The sequence below is a fragment of the Halarchaeum salinum genome, assembly GCF_039520965.1.
Lineage (GTDB): Archaea > Halobacteriota > Halobacteria > Halobacteriales > Halobacteriaceae > Halarchaeum > Halarchaeum salinum.
Genome location: NZ_BAAABL010000066.1, coordinates 1 through 14,681 on the forward strand (window position 1 = coordinate 1; position 14,681 = coordinate 14,681).

15 protein-coding genes are annotated in these 14,681 nt (G+C 64.8%); 9 read left to right on the forward strand and 6 right to left on the reverse strand.

Features of this window, described 5'->3' with window-relative positions; translation table 11 throughout:
* Nucleotides 1-151 precede the first annotated feature (151 nt).
* From ABDZ36_RS10920 to ABDZ36_RS10940, 5 genes are all read left to right on the forward strand, one after another.
* On the forward strand, nt 152-301 hold the full coding sequence (locus tag ABDZ36_RS10920; RefSeq protein WP_211313131.1) for a hypothetical protein: 150 nt from the start codon (nt 152-154) through the stop codon (nt 299-301).
* Nucleotides 302-395: 94 nt separating this feature from the next.
* The gene (locus ABDZ36_RS10925) at nt 396-1,052 is read left to right on the forward strand and encodes an energy-coupling factor ABC transporter permease (protein WP_211313130.1); all 657 of its coding nucleotides are present in this window, start codon (nt 396-398) and stop codon (nt 1,050-1,052) included.
* Nucleotides 1,049-1,354, forward strand: a complete 306-nt coding sequence (locus tag ABDZ36_RS10930; protein ID WP_211313129.1) for a PDGLE domain-containing protein — start codon at nt 1,049-1,051, stop codon at nt 1,352-1,354. The genes ABDZ36_RS10925 and ABDZ36_RS10930 overlap by 4 nt, the downstream gene beginning before the upstream one ends.
* Nucleotides 1,351-2,163, forward strand: coding sequence for a cobalt ECF transporter T component CbiQ (cbiQ, locus tag ABDZ36_RS10935; protein WP_211313128.1), 813 nt, complete (start codon nt 1,351-1,353; stop codon nt 2,161-2,163). The genes ABDZ36_RS10930 and cbiQ overlap by 4 nt, the downstream gene beginning before the upstream one ends.
* On the forward strand, nt 2,151-2,948 hold the full coding sequence (locus ABDZ36_RS10940) for an energy-coupling factor ABC transporter ATP-binding protein (RefSeq protein ID WP_211313127.1): 798 nt from the start codon (nt 2,151-2,153) through the stop codon (nt 2,946-2,948). The genes cbiQ and ABDZ36_RS10940 overlap by 13 nt, the downstream gene beginning before the upstream one ends.
* A 538-nt stretch (nt 2,949-3,486) precedes the next feature.
* Here ABDZ36_RS10940 and ABDZ36_RS10950 read toward each other — a convergent pair.
* Nucleotides 3,487-5,997, reverse strand: a complete 2,511-nt coding sequence (locus ABDZ36_RS10950; protein ID WP_211313126.1) for a GcvT family protein — start codon at nt 5,995-5,997, stop codon at nt 3,487-3,489.
* Nucleotides 5,998-6,191: 194 nt separating this feature from the next.
* On the opposite strand from ABDZ36_RS10950, the gene ABDZ36_RS10955 reads away from it, so the two are divergent.
* Nucleotides 6,192-6,656, forward strand: a complete 465-nt coding sequence (locus tag ABDZ36_RS10955) for a universal stress protein (protein WP_211313125.1) — start codon at nt 6,192-6,194, stop codon at nt 6,654-6,656.
* Between the two features lie 139 nt (nt 6,657-6,795).
* Here the strand turns inward: ABDZ36_RS10955 and ABDZ36_RS10960 are convergent, their stop codons facing one another.
* The 3 genes from ABDZ36_RS10960 to solA form a co-directional block, all read right to left on the reverse strand.
* Nucleotides 6,796-6,951 carry a hypothetical protein gene (locus tag ABDZ36_RS10960; protein WP_211313124.1) on the reverse strand — a complete coding sequence of 52 codons (156 nt, stop codon included), beginning with the start codon at nt 6,949-6,951 and terminating at the stop codon, nt 6,796-6,798.
* An 84-nt stretch (nt 6,952-7,035) separates the two neighbouring features.
* A complete protein-coding gene (locus ABDZ36_RS10965; RefSeq protein ID WP_211313123.1) occupies nt 7,036-8,790 on the reverse strand; it encodes a BCCT family transporter in 1,755 nt (584 codons plus the stop codon).
* A gap of 342 nt (nt 8,791-9,132) precedes the next feature.
* A complete protein-coding gene (gene solA / locus ABDZ36_RS10970) occupies nt 9,133-10,278 on the reverse strand; it encodes an N-methyl-L-tryptophan oxidase (RefSeq protein ID WP_211313122.1) in 1,146 nt (381 codons plus the stop codon).
* Nucleotides 10,279-10,498: 220 nt separating this feature from the next.
* Here solA and ABDZ36_RS10975 point away from each other — a divergent pair, with 220 nt between their 5' ends.
* Complete coding sequence (locus ABDZ36_RS10975; protein ID WP_211313121.1) at nt 10,499-11,641, forward strand: aromatic ring-hydroxylating oxygenase subunit alpha; 1,143 nt, start codon at nt 10,499-10,501, stop codon at nt 11,639-11,641.
* A gap of 4 nt (nt 11,642-11,645) precedes the next feature.
* A complete protein-coding gene (locus ABDZ36_RS10980) occupies nt 11,646-11,999 on the forward strand; it encodes a hypothetical protein (protein ID WP_211313120.1) in 354 nt (117 codons plus the stop codon).
* Between the two features lie 63 nt (nt 12,000-12,062).
* On the opposite strand, the gene ABDZ36_RS10985 is transcribed toward ABDZ36_RS10980, so the two are convergent.
* Complete coding sequence (locus tag ABDZ36_RS10985) at nt 12,063-12,710, reverse strand: helix-turn-helix domain-containing protein (RefSeq protein WP_211313119.1); 648 nt, start codon at nt 12,708-12,710, stop codon at nt 12,063-12,065.
* Between the two features lie 735 nt (nt 12,711-13,445).
* On the opposite strand from ABDZ36_RS10985, the gene ABDZ36_RS10990 reads away from it, so the two are divergent.
* Nucleotides 13,446-14,291, forward strand: a complete 846-nt coding sequence (locus ABDZ36_RS10990) for a DUF8073 domain-containing protein (RefSeq protein ID WP_343749313.1) — start codon at nt 13,446-13,448, stop codon at nt 14,289-14,291.
* Here ABDZ36_RS10990 and ABDZ36_RS10995 read toward each other — a convergent pair.
* A complete protein-coding gene (locus tag ABDZ36_RS10995; RefSeq protein ID WP_211313117.1) occupies nt 14,288-14,668 on the reverse strand; it encodes a Rid family detoxifying hydrolase in 381 nt (126 codons plus the stop codon). The two genes, ABDZ36_RS10990 and ABDZ36_RS10995, sit on opposite strands and share 4 nt — an antisense overlap.
* Between the last annotated feature and the right edge of the window lie 13 nt (nt 14,669-14,681).

Sequence of the window (14,681 nt, forward strand, 5' to 3'; positions counted from 1 at the left end):
TACTCTCCCGCTTCACTTCCAACGTTCTAACGACTCATCCCGACGCTGTCTGCGGATTCAATAGAGCTGGTCGACAGTCATCTGTGACTCTCACGCGGTACTACTGGGGCCTGACAGATAGGGTTTGAGGCCCGCGCATGCGCGGTGTGGGATGCCTCGTCGTTTACGGCGAGGAGGGGGCCACCCGGTCTTCCGTGATGCACTCGTCAGCCTGCGCGCGCGCCGCCCGTATCTGGACCGCCTCGTCGTCGAGGACCACCCGGACGCCACAATCGCGTACCACCAGCGCGACGGCATCTAGTGTACGATCCTCGTTGGTGACAGTCGACACCCAACCCGTATTACGAATGTGACCCAAAGTATTATTCTCCCGCTCGGTCTCCGTGCAGACACCGATGCACATCCCCGACGGTTTCCTCGACCCGTGGGTCGCGGGACTCTTTTGGCTCGGCTCCGGCGTCGCGGTCGGGCTGGCGGTCCGGCGCGCCCGTAGCGAGCTCGGTGACGAACGGACGCCGCTCCTCGGCGTCATCGCGGCGGGCATATTCGCCGCGCAGATGCTGAACTGGCCGATTCCGGGCGGGACGAGTGCGCACTTCGTCGGCGGCGCGTTCGCCGGCATCCTGCTCGGTCCCTCGCTCGGCGTGCTCGCCATGACCGCCGTCGTGACGATCCAGGCGCTCGTCTTCGGCGACGGGGGGATCGTCGCGCTGGGCGCGAACGTCTTCACGATGGGCGTCGTCGACGTCCTCGTCGGCTACGCGCTCTTCCGCGCGTGCCGGAGCGTCCACGAGACTGGCGCTGCCTTCGTCGCCGGCTGGGGGGCGATCACCGTCTCCGCGCTCGTCGTCGGTCTCGGTATCGGGCTCTCGTCGGCGTTCGCCTACGAACTCACCACCACGGTTCCCATCATGGTCGTCGGCCACGCGCTGCTCGGCCTCATCGAGGGTGCGATCACTGCCGCCGTGTACGGCTACGTCGCGGACGCTCGTCCGGACCTCGTGCTCGGGCGCTCTGCCGACGAGACGCCCGCCGTCGAGGTGGGCGCATGAACGCCGACGCCGTCGCGACGCGTCCGTGGCTCCGGGGCGCGCTCGGCTGTCTCCTCGTGCTCGTCCTCCTCGCGCCCGTCTTCGCGTGGGCGTCCGGCGTCGTCGGCTACGCCGAGCCGCTCGAAAACGCCGCCCACGCGACGGGCGCGGCGGACGCTGCGAGTAGCGCCGTGAGCGGCCTGCTTCCAGGCTACACCGTACCCGGCCTCAACGGCCCGCTCGGCACGCTTGCGTCTGCCGCGCTCGGCACGCTGCTCACGCTGGCCGTCGCACTCGGGACCGGGCGGCTGCTCGAACGGTGACCGGCGTCGTCGGCCGCTCCGCCGAGACACTCACGGGCGCGCTTCGCGCCGTCTTCGCCGCCGAACGAATCGCCGACGCCGACGGGTTCCTCCAGCGCCGCGATCCGCGCGTCTCGCTGTGCGCGATCACCGCTCTCGCGCTCGCGGTGGTGATCACGCGGACGCTTGTCGTGGTGCTCTGTTTCGCCGTGCTGACGGTCGCGTTGGCGCGGCTGTCGGCAGTTCCGCTCCGTCGGCTGGTCGCCCGCGCCGCGGTCGTCCCGCTCGTCTCCGCGCTCGTCGTCCTCCCGCAGGCCGTACTCATGCCCGGCGACGCGCTCCTTCGGATCGCCGGGCTGACCGTCACCGACGCCGGCATAGCCTACGTCGTCTTTTTCGCCCTCCGCGTCGGCGTCGGCGTCGCGCTCCTCTCACTGCTCGTCGTGACGACGCCGTTCTCGGCCGTCGTCGCCGCGATGCGCGACCTGTACGTCCCGGTCGCGCTCGTTTGGGTCATCGCGGTCACCTACCGGTATCTGTTCCTCTTCTTCGATGAACTCCAGCGCCTCGTGCTCGCGCGCAACAGTCGGACGACCGGCCGCGGCGGTCCCCGGGAGGGCTGGCGTGACGCGCGGCGGCTCGCGGGGACGTTCCTCCTCCGGGCGCTCGATCGCGGCGAACGCGTCGGGCGGGGCATGCGCGCCCGGGGCGGCGCGCGTCCGCCGTCACCGTACCGTCGATCGCGTCACGTCGACGCCGCCGACTACGCATTGCTCGCGCTGGCCGCCGTCGCCGTCGTCGCCTCGGGGGTGATCCGGTGGAGCCCGTGATCGACGCGCGGGGGCTGACTCACGAGTATCCCGACGGCACGACGGCGATCCGCGACGTCGACGTGGCGATCGACCCCGGCGAGCGCGTCGCAATCGTCGGCGCGAACGGATCGGGTAAGAGCACGCTCCAACTCGCGCTCGGCGGGCTCGTCGAGCCGAGTGCCGGGGACGTGACGTACTTCGGCGAGACGACCGACGCCGAAGTCGTCCGGGAGCGCCTCAGCGTCCTCCTCCAGGATCCCGAGGACTACCTGTTCAACACGACCGTCCGGGAGGACATCGAGTACGGACCGGCGCAACTCGGCCTCCCGCGCGAGCGCGCCGAGCGTCGCGTCGCGGCGCTCGCGGACGAACTCGGGCTGGCGGACCTGCTCGATCGGCCGCCCTTCCGCCTCTCCGGCGGCGAGAAGCAACGCGCCGCGGTGGCGAGCGTCTTCGCCTTCGATCCCGACGTTCTGCTGCTCGACGAGCCCTTCGGTGCCGTCGACGCACACTACCGAGAGCGCATCCGCGACCTCGTGACCGGCCACGACGGGACCGTCGTCCTGTTCACGCCGTCGCTCGACGCCGTCCCCGAGATTGCGGACCGGGTGATCGTCGTCGGGCGCGACGGGACGATCGCCGCGGACGCAGCCGCCCGAGACGTGTTGACGGACCGCGAGCTACTGGCCGAAACCGGCCTCCGGCCGCCGGTCACGGTGCAGTTGTTCGAGGGCCTGCTCACCGACGACGAGATCCCGCTCACGACAGCGGACGCGCGGGCGTATCTGCGGGACGTGTTGTAGCGGCCCGCGTCCTTCGCTCGCCCCTCTGTTCCTCGGTCCGTGTGCGCGCGAGGATGACTGTCCCCTCGGGTCGCGGATCGCCGCAGCGTACTCCTCGATCGGTATGCCGTGCGTTCCCTCTCGGAGGACGAGCACTTTTCGATCGGTTATCTTTCATGGGCGAGAAAACCCCGTGGTTTAGCGCGGGGTTGAATCGCCGCCAGCAGTAGATTTACACGGGTAGAGGCCATCTGTAAGACCAACCGAGGCGGTCCACCCGCCCGATGTAATGAGACAGTACCGGGAGTTCCACTCGGTCGTTCGACGGTATCCCCGTCGAACCGCCCGCTGTGGATACCGTCAGAAAACAAGCAAGGTACTCCCGAATCCATCGAGGATAGGGATAACGGGGGCGTGGCACTCCCAGTATCACGACGGAATACAAACCCGAGGTTCCCAATCCAGCAAGGACTGTCCTTGTGGGAAGCCCCGTCGTTTACCGTGGGGAGGATGTCACGGTTCCGCTATTCGGGGGGTACTCGTGGGCGGTAGAGAGCACTCATCTCATCATTTTGTCGCGTTCGGGGTCGAAGAGGGGGCCGGAGCGGACGGTCGCGTCGTAGCGTTCGCCCTCGTACTCGATCTCAACGGCTTGGCCGGCGTCGGCGTACTCAGTGGGGAGATAGGCGTAGGCGATGCCGGCGTCGATGCTATAGCCGTAGTCGGCGCGACAGGCGTACGCGACCACCTCGTCGTCGACGAGTACCGGGTGGCCGGCGTCAACGACCGCCCCCTCCTCCTCAAGCGTGATCGGGACGATCTGCTCTTCGATGCCGTCCTCGCGCGCGTCGAGGAGTGCGTCCTTCCCGACGAAGTCGGTGTCGAGGTCGACCGCGAAGCCGATACCGGCCTCGTAGGGGTTGTACTCGGGTGTGACATCCGTTCCCCAGAGCCGGAAGCCCTTCTCCATGCTCGTCGAGTCGAGCGCCTCCCACCCGACCGGCGCGATGTCGGAGGCTTCGCCCGCGTCCGCGATGACCTCCCAGAGCTGGCTGCCGTACTCGGTCGGCGCGTAGATCTCCCAGCCGAGCTCGCCCGCGTACGAGAGCCGCAGCATCGTCACCGGGATACTCCCGAGGTAGGTCTCTTGGGCGGAGTAGAACGGGAACGCGTCGTTCGAAAGGTCCGCTTCCACGAGGTCCTCGAGCACGTTTCGTGAGTCGGGGCCGAAGACGCCGATACCGGTGCGACTCGAGTCGTGAACGGTGACGTCGACGGAGCCGTCGTCGGGTGCGTGCTCGGTGACCCACCGCGAGTGGAGGGTGGCGGAACTCCCGCCGCCCGTGAACAGTACGTAGCGATCGTCGGCGAAGCGCGCGACCGTCAGGTCAGCGAGCACGCCGCCGTCCTCGTCGAGCATCGCGGAGTAGCGCATCCGGCCCGACGAGACATCCATATCGTTCGTCAGCAGGCCCTGGAGGAAGACCTCAGCACCCGGTCCCTCGACCTCGATGGGGGTGAACGTCGTCATGTCCACCATCCCGACCTTTTCGCGAAGGTGCTGGTGCTCGACGCCGTGAGCCTTCGACCAGTTGCGCGCGAGCCACTCCGGGCGGTCCGGGACATCGTACTCATCGAGTAATTCCTCGTTTACACCGTACCACTGCGGGACCTCCCAGCCGTCGCTATCGTAGAACTCCGCTTCAAGGTCTTCTTGGTGGTGGTAGAAGGGACTCCGGCGGAGGTCGCGCTCGCTCCGTGGCTGCTCGCGCGGATGGACGAGCTGATAGACTTCTTGGTACTGCTGGGTGCCCCGGCCGTAGGTGTACTCGCGGCTCCCAGTGTGGGGCTGGAAGCGCGAGATGTGCGCGCCGGTCGCGTCGACGGAGTCCCCGTCGAGACGCGGGGTGCCGTGCTCCATCCACTCGGCGACGATGCTCCCGGCCCCGCCCGATTGGGTGACCCAAATGGCGAGCGCCCACCAGAGCCCGTCGGTGCCCTCGTCGGGGCCGAGGATTGGCATGCCGTCGGGCGTGAAGGAGAACATCCCGTTGATCTGTGAGGTCCACTCGCAGTCACCGAGCGCGGGGACAAGTTCGCTCGCAGCGTCGTACGCCGTCCGCTCGTGGTCGGGGTGGGTGTTCTCGTAGAAGTGCTCCTCCGTGAACTCCCGGAGAGAGGGATATTCGAGGCCGAGGTCGTCGAGTTTCTCCGGGCCGTAGATGTCCTCGGGGTCGACGAGGAGTGGCGCGTGATTGTAGGAGCCGATGCCGTAGCGTTCGCCGTGCTGGCGGAAGTAGAGGGAGTTGTCCTGATGGCGCAGCAGCGGCTGTTCGAGATCGCGGTCGGCACCTTCGAGCGCGTCGAGTTCGTCGGAGACGAGGTACTGGTGAGCGCAGGGGACGAGCGGGATGTCGGTGTCGACCATGTCGCCGAGGAGCGGGCCCCAGATGTTCGTCGCGACGAGTACCTCGTCGGCCTCGATGCGGCCGTTCTCGGTCGCGATCGCGTCGACGCTCCCCTTCGAGGTCTCGATGTTTGTGACCTCGGTGTTGCCATAGAACTCGATGCCCCGATTCTGCGCGTACTCGGCCATGGAGGCGGAGGCGCTGACGGCGTCCGCCTTGCCGTCCGAGGGGAGGTAGTATCCGCCGAGGATCGCGTCCGCGTCGACTTGGGGGACTTCCGCGACGACTTCGTCGGGGGAGAGGAGTTCGCCGCCTTCGAGACCGAAGGAGCGCCCCCACTCGCGTTTGCGCTTGAGGAACTCCCAGCGGTCCTCCGTGTAGGCGACTTCGACGCCGCCACAGGTCCGGAAGTCGCCGAAATCCCCGTAGAGGTCGCGCGTGTAGGACGCCATGTTCGCCATGAGTTTGTTCCCGGTAGTCTGGAAGACCAGTCCGGGTGCGTGCGACGTCGATCCGCCGGTCTCGAAGAGGGGGCCGCGGTCGACGACGACCACATCCTCGCGTCCCAACTCTGCGAGATGATAGGCGGCACTACAGCCGACACAGCCGGCACCGACGACCACCGTCTCGGCACGCTTCGGGAGCGTAGACCCTGTGTTCATATACCATACGGACGAGGGTCGTCTCCGGGTATATCTTTCCGGGTGTATAACCTGTGCCCTATACGTACCCCGGCGACCTCTCGGGGGAATCGAGTGACGATACGGAGTGCTCTACGGTAGATGAGTGTTCATTCAGCTGCAAATCCGGCGCAATAGTTTTACGGATACTGGATGGATCTCCCACATAGTCGAGTATGTACGACGAGATGCTGATTCCGTACGACGGGAGCGACGAGGGGGAGATGGGCGCGCGACACGGTATCGAGCTCGCCGCCGAGCTCGGCTCGACCGTCCATGCGCTCTACGTCATCGACCTGCCGGGCGTGCCGCGGACGCTCTCCATTCGCGACGACGAGGCGGCGCTCCGCGAGGAGTACCACGAGTACGCGGCGCAGACGCTTGACGAACTCGAGAAGATGGCAGCCGATCACGGCGTGGACTGTGTGAGCGCCACACGAAGCGGCTCGGTCAGCGACAAAATCCTCGCGTACGCCGAGGACGAGGATATGGACGTCATCGTGATGGGGTCGGCCTACCGCGGGAAACTCGGCAACGTCCTCGGTGGCACGACGGACAAGGTCGTCCGTTCGACAACGATCCCGATGATCTCCAAGCGAATGGGCGCTGATGCGCAGCAACTGGACGCCAACGGGAAGTGATGCGCGTCACGGCGTTCAGCATAATTCAAGGTGGAGCCTCCGGGCCTCAAGGCGTCGTTCAAAAGACGCACCGCGTCTTTTGTGATGACGAGAGAGCTTCGCTCTCTCGGACCACGCCGAGGGAGTAGGGTGGGGTAGTTTACAGCCGCGATTCGTGTAGGTAGATGAGGACGCTCGCGCCAAGGAAGCTGAGCCCGGCGAACTGTAACTGGCCGCGCGCCATCAGTACGAGTGCGATACCGAAGAGGGCGATAACGACAGCGGCGGTGCCGGCTCGAAGTGTGGTGTCGATCATTTCGGCATAGGGAGAGTCGCGTCCGTGTTCGACGACCGCTGGCGCGGGACGTCGTGGTCGGTCCGCGATTGCGACACGGCGGCGTCAGTCATCGGCGACGTCGGTCTTCCGTTCGCGGATGTCCGTGACCACCTCCGTGTCTGTCGTGTCGATATCGAAGTCGTCCCCGGTCATGTCGTCGATGCGTTCTTTGAACTCCTCGGACGCGAGGACTTGATACTCGTTTCTAAGCCCGAGATAGACCGTGTAACACATCACGAGAAGGACGATGGCGAACGGGAAGCCAGTCGCGATCGCGGCGGTCTGGAGCGCGTTGAGGCTCGCCTCGCCGCCACCGTAGAGGAGGAGCGCGGCGACGCCGCCCTCGGTGACCGCCCAGAAGATGCGCTGGGCGCGCGGGACGTCGTGCTTCCCGCCGGAGGTGAGATGGTCGACGACGAGCGACCCGGAGTCGGAGGACGTCACGAAGAACGTCACGACGAGTAGCGTCGCGACCAGTCCCGAGATCGCACCGATGGGGAACTGATCAAGCATCGCGAACATCGCGACGGTCTGCCCAACATCGTTGTACGTCGCGAGCACTGCACCGTTCCCGACGAGGGAGTTGTAGAGCCCGCTGCCACCGAAGGCTGCGAGCCAGACGGTGGAGAACAGCGACGGGAGGACGAGCACGCCGATGACGAACTCCCGGACGGTCCGCCCCTTCGAGATGCGTGCAACGAACATACCGACGAACGGCGACCAGGCGATCCACCACGCCCAGTAGAACACCGTCCAGGCGTGGACGGTCGACGCTCCCTCTCCGAGTGCTCCGGTGAAGAAAGAGAGCGTGAGGAGACTGCCGAAGTACGCCCCGAGGCCCTGCACCCACGTACTGAGGATGAAGACGGTCGGGCCGACGATGAGGAGGAAGCCGAGCAGCGAGAACATGAGATAGACGTTCAGCGTGCTCAGGCGCTTGATCCCTCCGTCGAGGCCGGCGGCGACGGAGAGCGTCGCGATGCCCGTGATGGCCACGATGAGGACGATCTGCGCGATGGTCCCGGTTGGGACGTTCGCGACGCCGAGCATGCTGCTCCCGAGGATGTAGGAGAGCCCAGTGTTGATCTGGGCGACGCCGAGGCCGAGCGAGGTGGCGAGTCCGAACAGCGTCGCGAACACGGACACGAGGTCGATGACGTGTCCCGGCCAGCCGTAGATGCGCTCGCCGAGGAGCGGCCAGAAGATTGAGCGGAATGTCAGCGGGAGCCCGCGGTTGAACGAGAAGAACGCGAGTCCCAATCCGACTAACCCGTAGATCGCCCACGGGTGGAATCCCCAGTGGAAGAACGTCTGCGTCATCGCGTCGATGCCCGCCGCGCCAGTGCCGGCTTCGGCACCGTAGAAGCCGGGGACGTTCGAGAAGTAGTAGAGGGGTTCGGAGACGCTGTAGAACATCAACCCGATCCCCATGCCGGCGCTGAACAGCATCGCCATCCACGAGAAGGTGCTGAACTCCGTTTCCGCCTCGACGCCGCCGATACGGATCTTCCCGTACTTGCTGACAGCGAAGAAGAGCAGCGTGACGATGAAGATGTTCACAGAGAGGAGGTAGAACCAGCCGAAGTTCCCCTCGAAGAAGCCACGGATGGCGGAGTAGACCCGCGCAGCGTCCTGTCCGAGCACGAGCGTCAGGACGACGAAGAGGGCGATGAGTAAGAGCGCGGCGGGGAAGACGACCGGGTGGATGTCGAATCCCCATTTCTCGATGTTCCCGTCGCCGGGTTCACGTTCGGTCTCCGGATGGAAGAGATCGACTTGGAGCCCCTTCGTCATCCTGTCATCGTCACTGCTTGCCATGCGATACCCCCTTCGTCATCCTGTCATCGTCACTGCTTGCCATGCGATACCCCCGTCGTCAGAGTCCACCTGTCTTGTGCCGTATCGACCATCTCTACGTCCCCCGTGTCGTGGGGGTGTCCGTGTTTCCCGTCGATGCCTGTCCCCCGAGACGCGTCCGCCGGTCGGGCCCATTCTGTGTTACCCTAGCACACACCTTCTGATACGACAAGTTCCTTGATACCGCACACTATAAACATTCGTCACAGCAACCAGAGGTGTTTATATATCCTGTGACCAATCAAAGTAGCTCTCCGATATTTTTAGATATTTTGCGTTCTTCTATATGGTATCAGTAGACGTTTAGTCGAACCTGTCGAGGCCGAACATTTCGATCGGGTGTTCGCTTTCGCCGTCGACGGCGAGGTCGGCGAGGACCTCGCCGATGACGCTCGCAAACTTGAAGCCGTGCCCGGAGAAGCCCGCGCCGACCGCGACCTGCGGGTGCTCGGGGAGCGTATCGAGGATGAAGTGCTCGTCCGGCGAGTTCGTGAACATACACGTCGAGAGCCCCATTGTCGGCCCCGCCGCGCCCGGGAAGTACTTCGTCGTGATGTCCCGGAGCAGTGCCTCGTCCGCCCGGTTCGGCTCCCGCTCGAAGTCGTCTGGGTCCACCGTCTCCTCGCGGTGGTGATACTTCCCAAGCTTGAACCCGGGGACGTCGTGGACGGGGAACCCGTAGAAGCGCCCCTCAGGGACGCTGAGGTTCCACACCGGGAACGTCTCCGGCTGGTAGTCTTCGAGGGCGGTCTGATCTGGCTGGAACCACGCGAGCGCCTGGCGCTCCGGAATCGCGAGCTCGTCGAGGGTATCCGCGAGCTTGTGGGTCCACGCGCCCGCCGCGAGCACGAGCGAGTCCGCGACGTAGACGCCGCGATCTGTTCGCACGCGCACGCCCCCATCGTTCGTCTCCGCCCAGTCCTCAACCTGCTCGCGGGCGTGAATCTCCGCGCCGCGCGCCTGCGCGGCGACCGTATGCCCGATAATCGCCTGCTCGGGGACGACGAACCCCCCATCCTCCTGATAGACCGCGCGGTACTCCTCGGGGAGGTCGTAGCCGGGGAAGCGCTCGTTCACCTCCGCGCCCGTCAACACCTCGTGGGGGATGTCGTGCTCCTCGCAGGAGCGCTTCGAGCCCGCGAACACCGCGTTATCCGCGGGCCCGGCGTCGATCGAACCCGTCCGGTGGATAATGTCACGCCCAGTCTCCGCCGCGAGGCCGTCCCAGAGACCGTACGCGCGCTCGATCAGTGGCACGTACGAAGGGTGTTCGTAGTACGCGCGCCGGATGATGCGCGTGATCCCGTGCGACGACCCCTTTGTGTGCGGCACATCGTAACGTTCGAGGCCGAGGACGTCGAGTCCCCGGTCGGCGAGGTGGTAGGCGCTCGCGCTCCCCATCCCGCCCACCCCGACAACAATCGTATCGTAGCGGTCGGTCGTGTCCATCGTCTTTCGGGATTCGAGACCCCCTCTCTTGACTGTTGACCCTCGTATGTGCGCCATTTATACTATCGGGTTGTAGTCGTCCACCCGATCGAGTTATTTCCACGCGTCCGTCCACGCTTCTACACTCCTCTTCTGGTATCGGCTAATCGAACCGCACTCACTTATACGGGTGGCCTATTCCCGACGAACCCTTTTTACGGTGAGTGCCCACCATTCACACATGACACGGTGGAATGACGGTCAGGACGAGATCGGTGCGGTAAGTGCCGACATCACCGAGGAAACAAACGCGCTGCCGGCGAGATACTTCACCGATCCGAACGTCCACGAGATGGAGAAGGAGAAAGTGTTCGGGCAGTACTGGGTGTACGCCGGCCACACGAATCACATTCCGGATCGGGGGGACTACTTCACGCGCACTATCGGCGACAAGCAGATCATCGTCACCCGCGACGACGCGGGCGACGTCCGCGCGTTCTACAACGTCTGCGCGCATCGCGGCTCGAAGATGCTCGACGACACCCCGATGACCGATCCTGGGACGCTGGGCCGCATCACCTGTCCCTACCACCTCTGGGCGTACGAGCTCGACGGGGACCTCGCGAGCACACCGAAGAGCTTCGAGGAAGCCAGCCTCAATCCGGATCTCGACGACGACTCCGTCCACGAACTCGACCCCGAGGAGAACGGCCTCATGGAGGTCACCACCGACTCGATCGGCCCGCTCGTCTTCGTGAACTTCGACGACGAGCCCGACCGCACGCTCGCCGAGCAGGCCGGATCGATGAAGGACGAACTCGAGGCGCTCCCCCTCGGCGAGTACGAGCACGCGCGCCGCTACGTCTCCGAGGTCGAGTGCAACTGGAAGACGTTCAGCGGGAACTACTCGGAGTGCGACCACTGCCAGGCGAACCACCAGGACTGGGTGCGCGGACTCGAACTCATGGAGTCCGAACTCGAAGTCAACGACTATCACTGGATCCTTCACTACCAGCACAAGGAGGACGTCGACGACGAGATGCGTATCCACGACGAGCACGAGGCGAAGTTCTACTACTTCTGGCCGAACTTCACCGTCAACATGTACGGCACCGCCGACGGCTACGGGACGTACATCATCGATCCGATCGACGAGGGACGCTTCCAGCTCGTCGCCGACTACTACTTCCGCGATGCTGACCTCTCCGAGGAGGAGGAGAAGTTCGTGCAGACGAGCCGCCAGCTCCAAGAGGAGGACTTCGAACTCGTCGAGCGCCAGTACGAGGGGCTCCGGTCTGGCGCGCTCGCGCAGGCCCAGCTCGGCCCGAACGAACACACCGTCCACAAACTCCACCGGCTCGCGCAGGAAGCCTACAACGCCTAACGCCATGGCCGCACAAGAACCACAAGCCGGCGTCGTCACATGCCCCGTCTGCGACCTCCACACGGCAGTCGATGACTCGAACGATGCCGTCGATCTCTATCGGCGCCACGCCAGCGTCACCGGCCACGACGTCGAGTGGGAGCGTGTCGCCGTCGGCGATACGGTGTCGACCGGGAACGTGAAGGCCGCTCTCGTCGAACTCGGTAACGACTACTCCGAGGGCGTCCCGCTCGGCGTCCTGACCGCCGCGCTCGCCGCACAGGGCATCTCTATCGCCGAGACGCTCGATACACTCTACGACCTCCGGATGGGCGGCGAAATCTACGAGCCACGCGACGACCATGTGCTCGCGGTCTGAGATCGAGCGCGCGACTAGCTTTAACTAGCGAGAAAACCCCGCCGCTTACCGTAGGCGAGGATGTCACTCTTCGAGGGGCATCGCCTCGACCAGTTCTGCGGTGCCGCGCCGGATTCGACCACTAACGGCGGTCGGCGAGATGTCGAGCGCGTCGGCGAGGTCGGCGAGGGAGGCATCGCGTGGCTCCTGGAAGTAGCCGAGTTCGTACGCGGTCACGAGTGCTTGGCGCTGTGCGTCGGTGAGGGTAGCCGGCTCTCCGGTCGTCCAGCCGTCCTGGCGGTACGTCCGCTTGAGATCGAATTCGATATTTTTCGAGTCGCAGAACTCCCAGAGGTCGGCGAGCGATTCGCGATCGGAGAGCTGGAGGCGGACAGTCCACCCGTGACCGTCGTTGCTCCTCGCGTCAAGCATGAGGCCGGCGAGCTCGGTAACGACCGGCGAGAGGAGGATCACGTTATCTGGGTGACCGATCCGATAGACGCGCGTGTCGCCTTCTTCGGAGACAAGCGTCCAGTCACGGACGGTGTGATCGGCGTTGAGCGCCATCTCGAAGGCGTCATCGGCGCCCTCCACGAGGAAGAAGAACTGCCCCGTGTCGGGATCGGTCGCGGACTGCGAGACGACTTCGAGCACGTCGCTGGAGTGAGAGCGGATGGTCGGCATCAACGCGAGATCGTCGTGCGCGACGTCCGCGACGGTCACGAGACTCACGGCTCCACCGACTGCCGCGGCCGAACGATTGCCGCCGGCTGCCGATCGACGCGGCCAGCCGTCCGCCTGCTGTACGCCGCGCATCTTTTTTGTGTACTGTTAACTGTCCTCACTATAGACGGAGGACGTCTCGCTGCGACTTTATTATTTCGACGTGTAGACTATTATACAGAATTGGGGGGAATACCTGCGGATTCAGTCACAGGATGAATCCGACAACTAGGGAGCAATCCACGTTTCGATAGCCAGCTCAGATTTCGTATTCCGTGCTTTGAAGGGACAGGCGACTCCTGAGTGGGAGGAATCAGCGTGAAATAGAGTGATTCCCGCGGGTCCGACGATGGCGGCCTGTCCGCCCCAAGCAATAGGATCGTAATCGGAACTAGTTAGGTGAACGGCCGGTTCCTGTAATGAACCGATGCAGTACCCGACTGCTGGAAGCACCACAGAACGTAACTCCGAGTCTGCTGAAGTCTGCCGGACTCCCCGAAGCAAAAACAACTCCGGGAGTCCCTATATGACGGAGGATAGGAGTACTGGGTGCTTGGCACTCCCAGCAGTCCCACCCGTCACAGTCCGAGAACCCCACACATGGATTCTCACCGTGTCGGGGTCGGTGAAACTACAAACCTAAAATCTCCAACGCTCTGAGTTCCTCCGTGTTCACTACATAAACTGACGTACTATTCCACATACATATTCAGGCCCCCGTACCACGTTATTGGTTCACATATAATGTCCGTGGGAACCCCACTCCGGCGACTTGGTCAGTTCCTCGAGGAGTGCGAGCGACGCGCTCCGGTCACCGTCCGTTCGGAGAGCGTTTCGGTGGCCGAGTCAAGCGCCTCCGCCAGTGTCGAACTTACCCTTTGTGACGCGCCTGACTCGCTGGTCCGCGACGCCGACCTCAACGACAGCGCGCTCTCGCTCACACTCGACACGGCGGACGCCCTCCCCACCGATGACGACGACGTCAGCCTCACGCTCGCGGAGGTCACGCTCGACTCGACGCCAACGGCAGTCATCACCGCCACCGTCCCGTGTGCGTCCACCGTGGAGGCACCCGACGACGAGACTACCGCGTCGCTCGCCGACGTTCGGGATTTCGACGTGCCGCCGTTTCGCGACGAACCATATCTCGCCGCGATCTACGCTCGCTACGACACGTTCGCTGAGATGGCGGACGCCATCGAGATGGACGTCGCGGGTGAGACCGTCCGCCGCTACATGATCAAACACGACATCCACAGCCCGGACAGCTACGACGCAACGGACGACGGGACGAAATCGGCCCCGGCCACGGCACACTCGACTGACGACGCCTCGCCCGAACTGCTCGCGGACGGTATGGGTCCCCCCGAGTCCGTGACGGTCGACGAACTCGTCGACGCGGTGAACACCGCCGGCACGATTCGCGAGGTCGGTAACGCACTCGACCTCGATCGCATGGACGCCTTCGAGTTGCTGAAAGACTTAAATCTCCTCGAGTACGTGCTTGGCCGTCTCGATGCCACCGACGGCCGGGAGGTGAATCGCGACCGGATACTCGCACGCCTCCGAGAGGCCGCGGCGGCGCGTTAGTCGGTCGTTGCGACGACCTCAATCTCGACGGCCGCGCCCTTCGGGACGTCACCGACGCCCACCGCGCTCCGCGCGGGCGGCTCCTCGCCGAACTGCTCGCTGTACGCTGCGTTGAACGCCTCGAAGTCGTCGATGTCGTCGAGGTACACCGTCGTCTTCAGGACGTCCCCGAGGTCGAGGCCCTCCGCGGCGAGAATCGCTTCCACGTTCTGGAGGCACTGCGCAGTCTGCTCCTCGACTGACGCGTCGTCGAGCAGGTCGCCGTCCGCCGTGAGCGGGAGTTGCCCCGCCGTGATCACGAGGTCGCCGTTCGTCGTCGCCTGACTGTACGCGCCGACCGCGGCCGCCGCGCCGTCCGTGCTGATCGTTCGCTTCACACCCCACGCGTCG

Bases quoted from the DNA above. Each gene is read 5' to 3' on its own strand.
- ABDZ36_RS10920 (WP_211313131.1), top strand. From the start codon at position 152: ATGCCTCGTCGTTTACGGCGAGGAGGGGGCCACCCGGTCTTCCGTGAT.
- ABDZ36_RS10925 (WP_211313130.1), top strand. From the start codon at position 396: ATGCACATCCCCGACGGTTTCCTCGACCCGTGGGTCGCGGGACTCTTT.
- ABDZ36_RS10930 (WP_211313129.1), top strand. From the start codon at position 1,049: ATGAACGCCGACGCCGTCGCGACGCGTCCGTGGCTCCGGGGCGCGCTC.
- ABDZ36_RS10950 (WP_211313126.1), bottom strand. From the start codon at position 5,997: ATGAACACAGGGTCTACGCTCCCGAAGCGTGCCGAGACGGTGGTCGTC.
- ABDZ36_RS10955 (WP_211313125.1), top strand. From the start codon at position 6,192: ATGTACGACGAGATGCTGATTCCGTACGACGGGAGCGACGAGGGGGAG.
- ABDZ36_RS10960 (WP_211313124.1), bottom strand. From the start codon at position 6,951: ATGATCGACACCACACTTCGAGCCGGCACCGCCGCTGTCGTTATCGCC.
- ABDZ36_RS10965 (WP_211313123.1), bottom strand. From the start codon at position 8,790: ATGGCAAGCAGTGACGATGACAGGATGACGAAGGGGCTCCAAGTCGAT.
- solA (WP_211313122.1), bottom strand. From the start codon at position 10,278: ATGGACACGACCGACCGCTACGATACGATTGTTGTCGGGGTGGGCGGG.
- ABDZ36_RS10975 (WP_211313121.1), top strand. From the start codon at position 10,499: ATGACACGGTGGAATGACGGTCAGGACGAGATCGGTGCGGTAAGTGCC.
- ABDZ36_RS10980 (WP_211313120.1), top strand. From the start codon at position 11,646: ATGGCCGCACAAGAACCACAAGCCGGCGTCGTCACATGCCCCGTCTGC.
- ABDZ36_RS10990 (WP_343749313.1), top strand. From the start codon at position 13,446: ATGTCCGTGGGAACCCCACTCCGGCGACTTGGTCAGTTCCTCGAGGAG.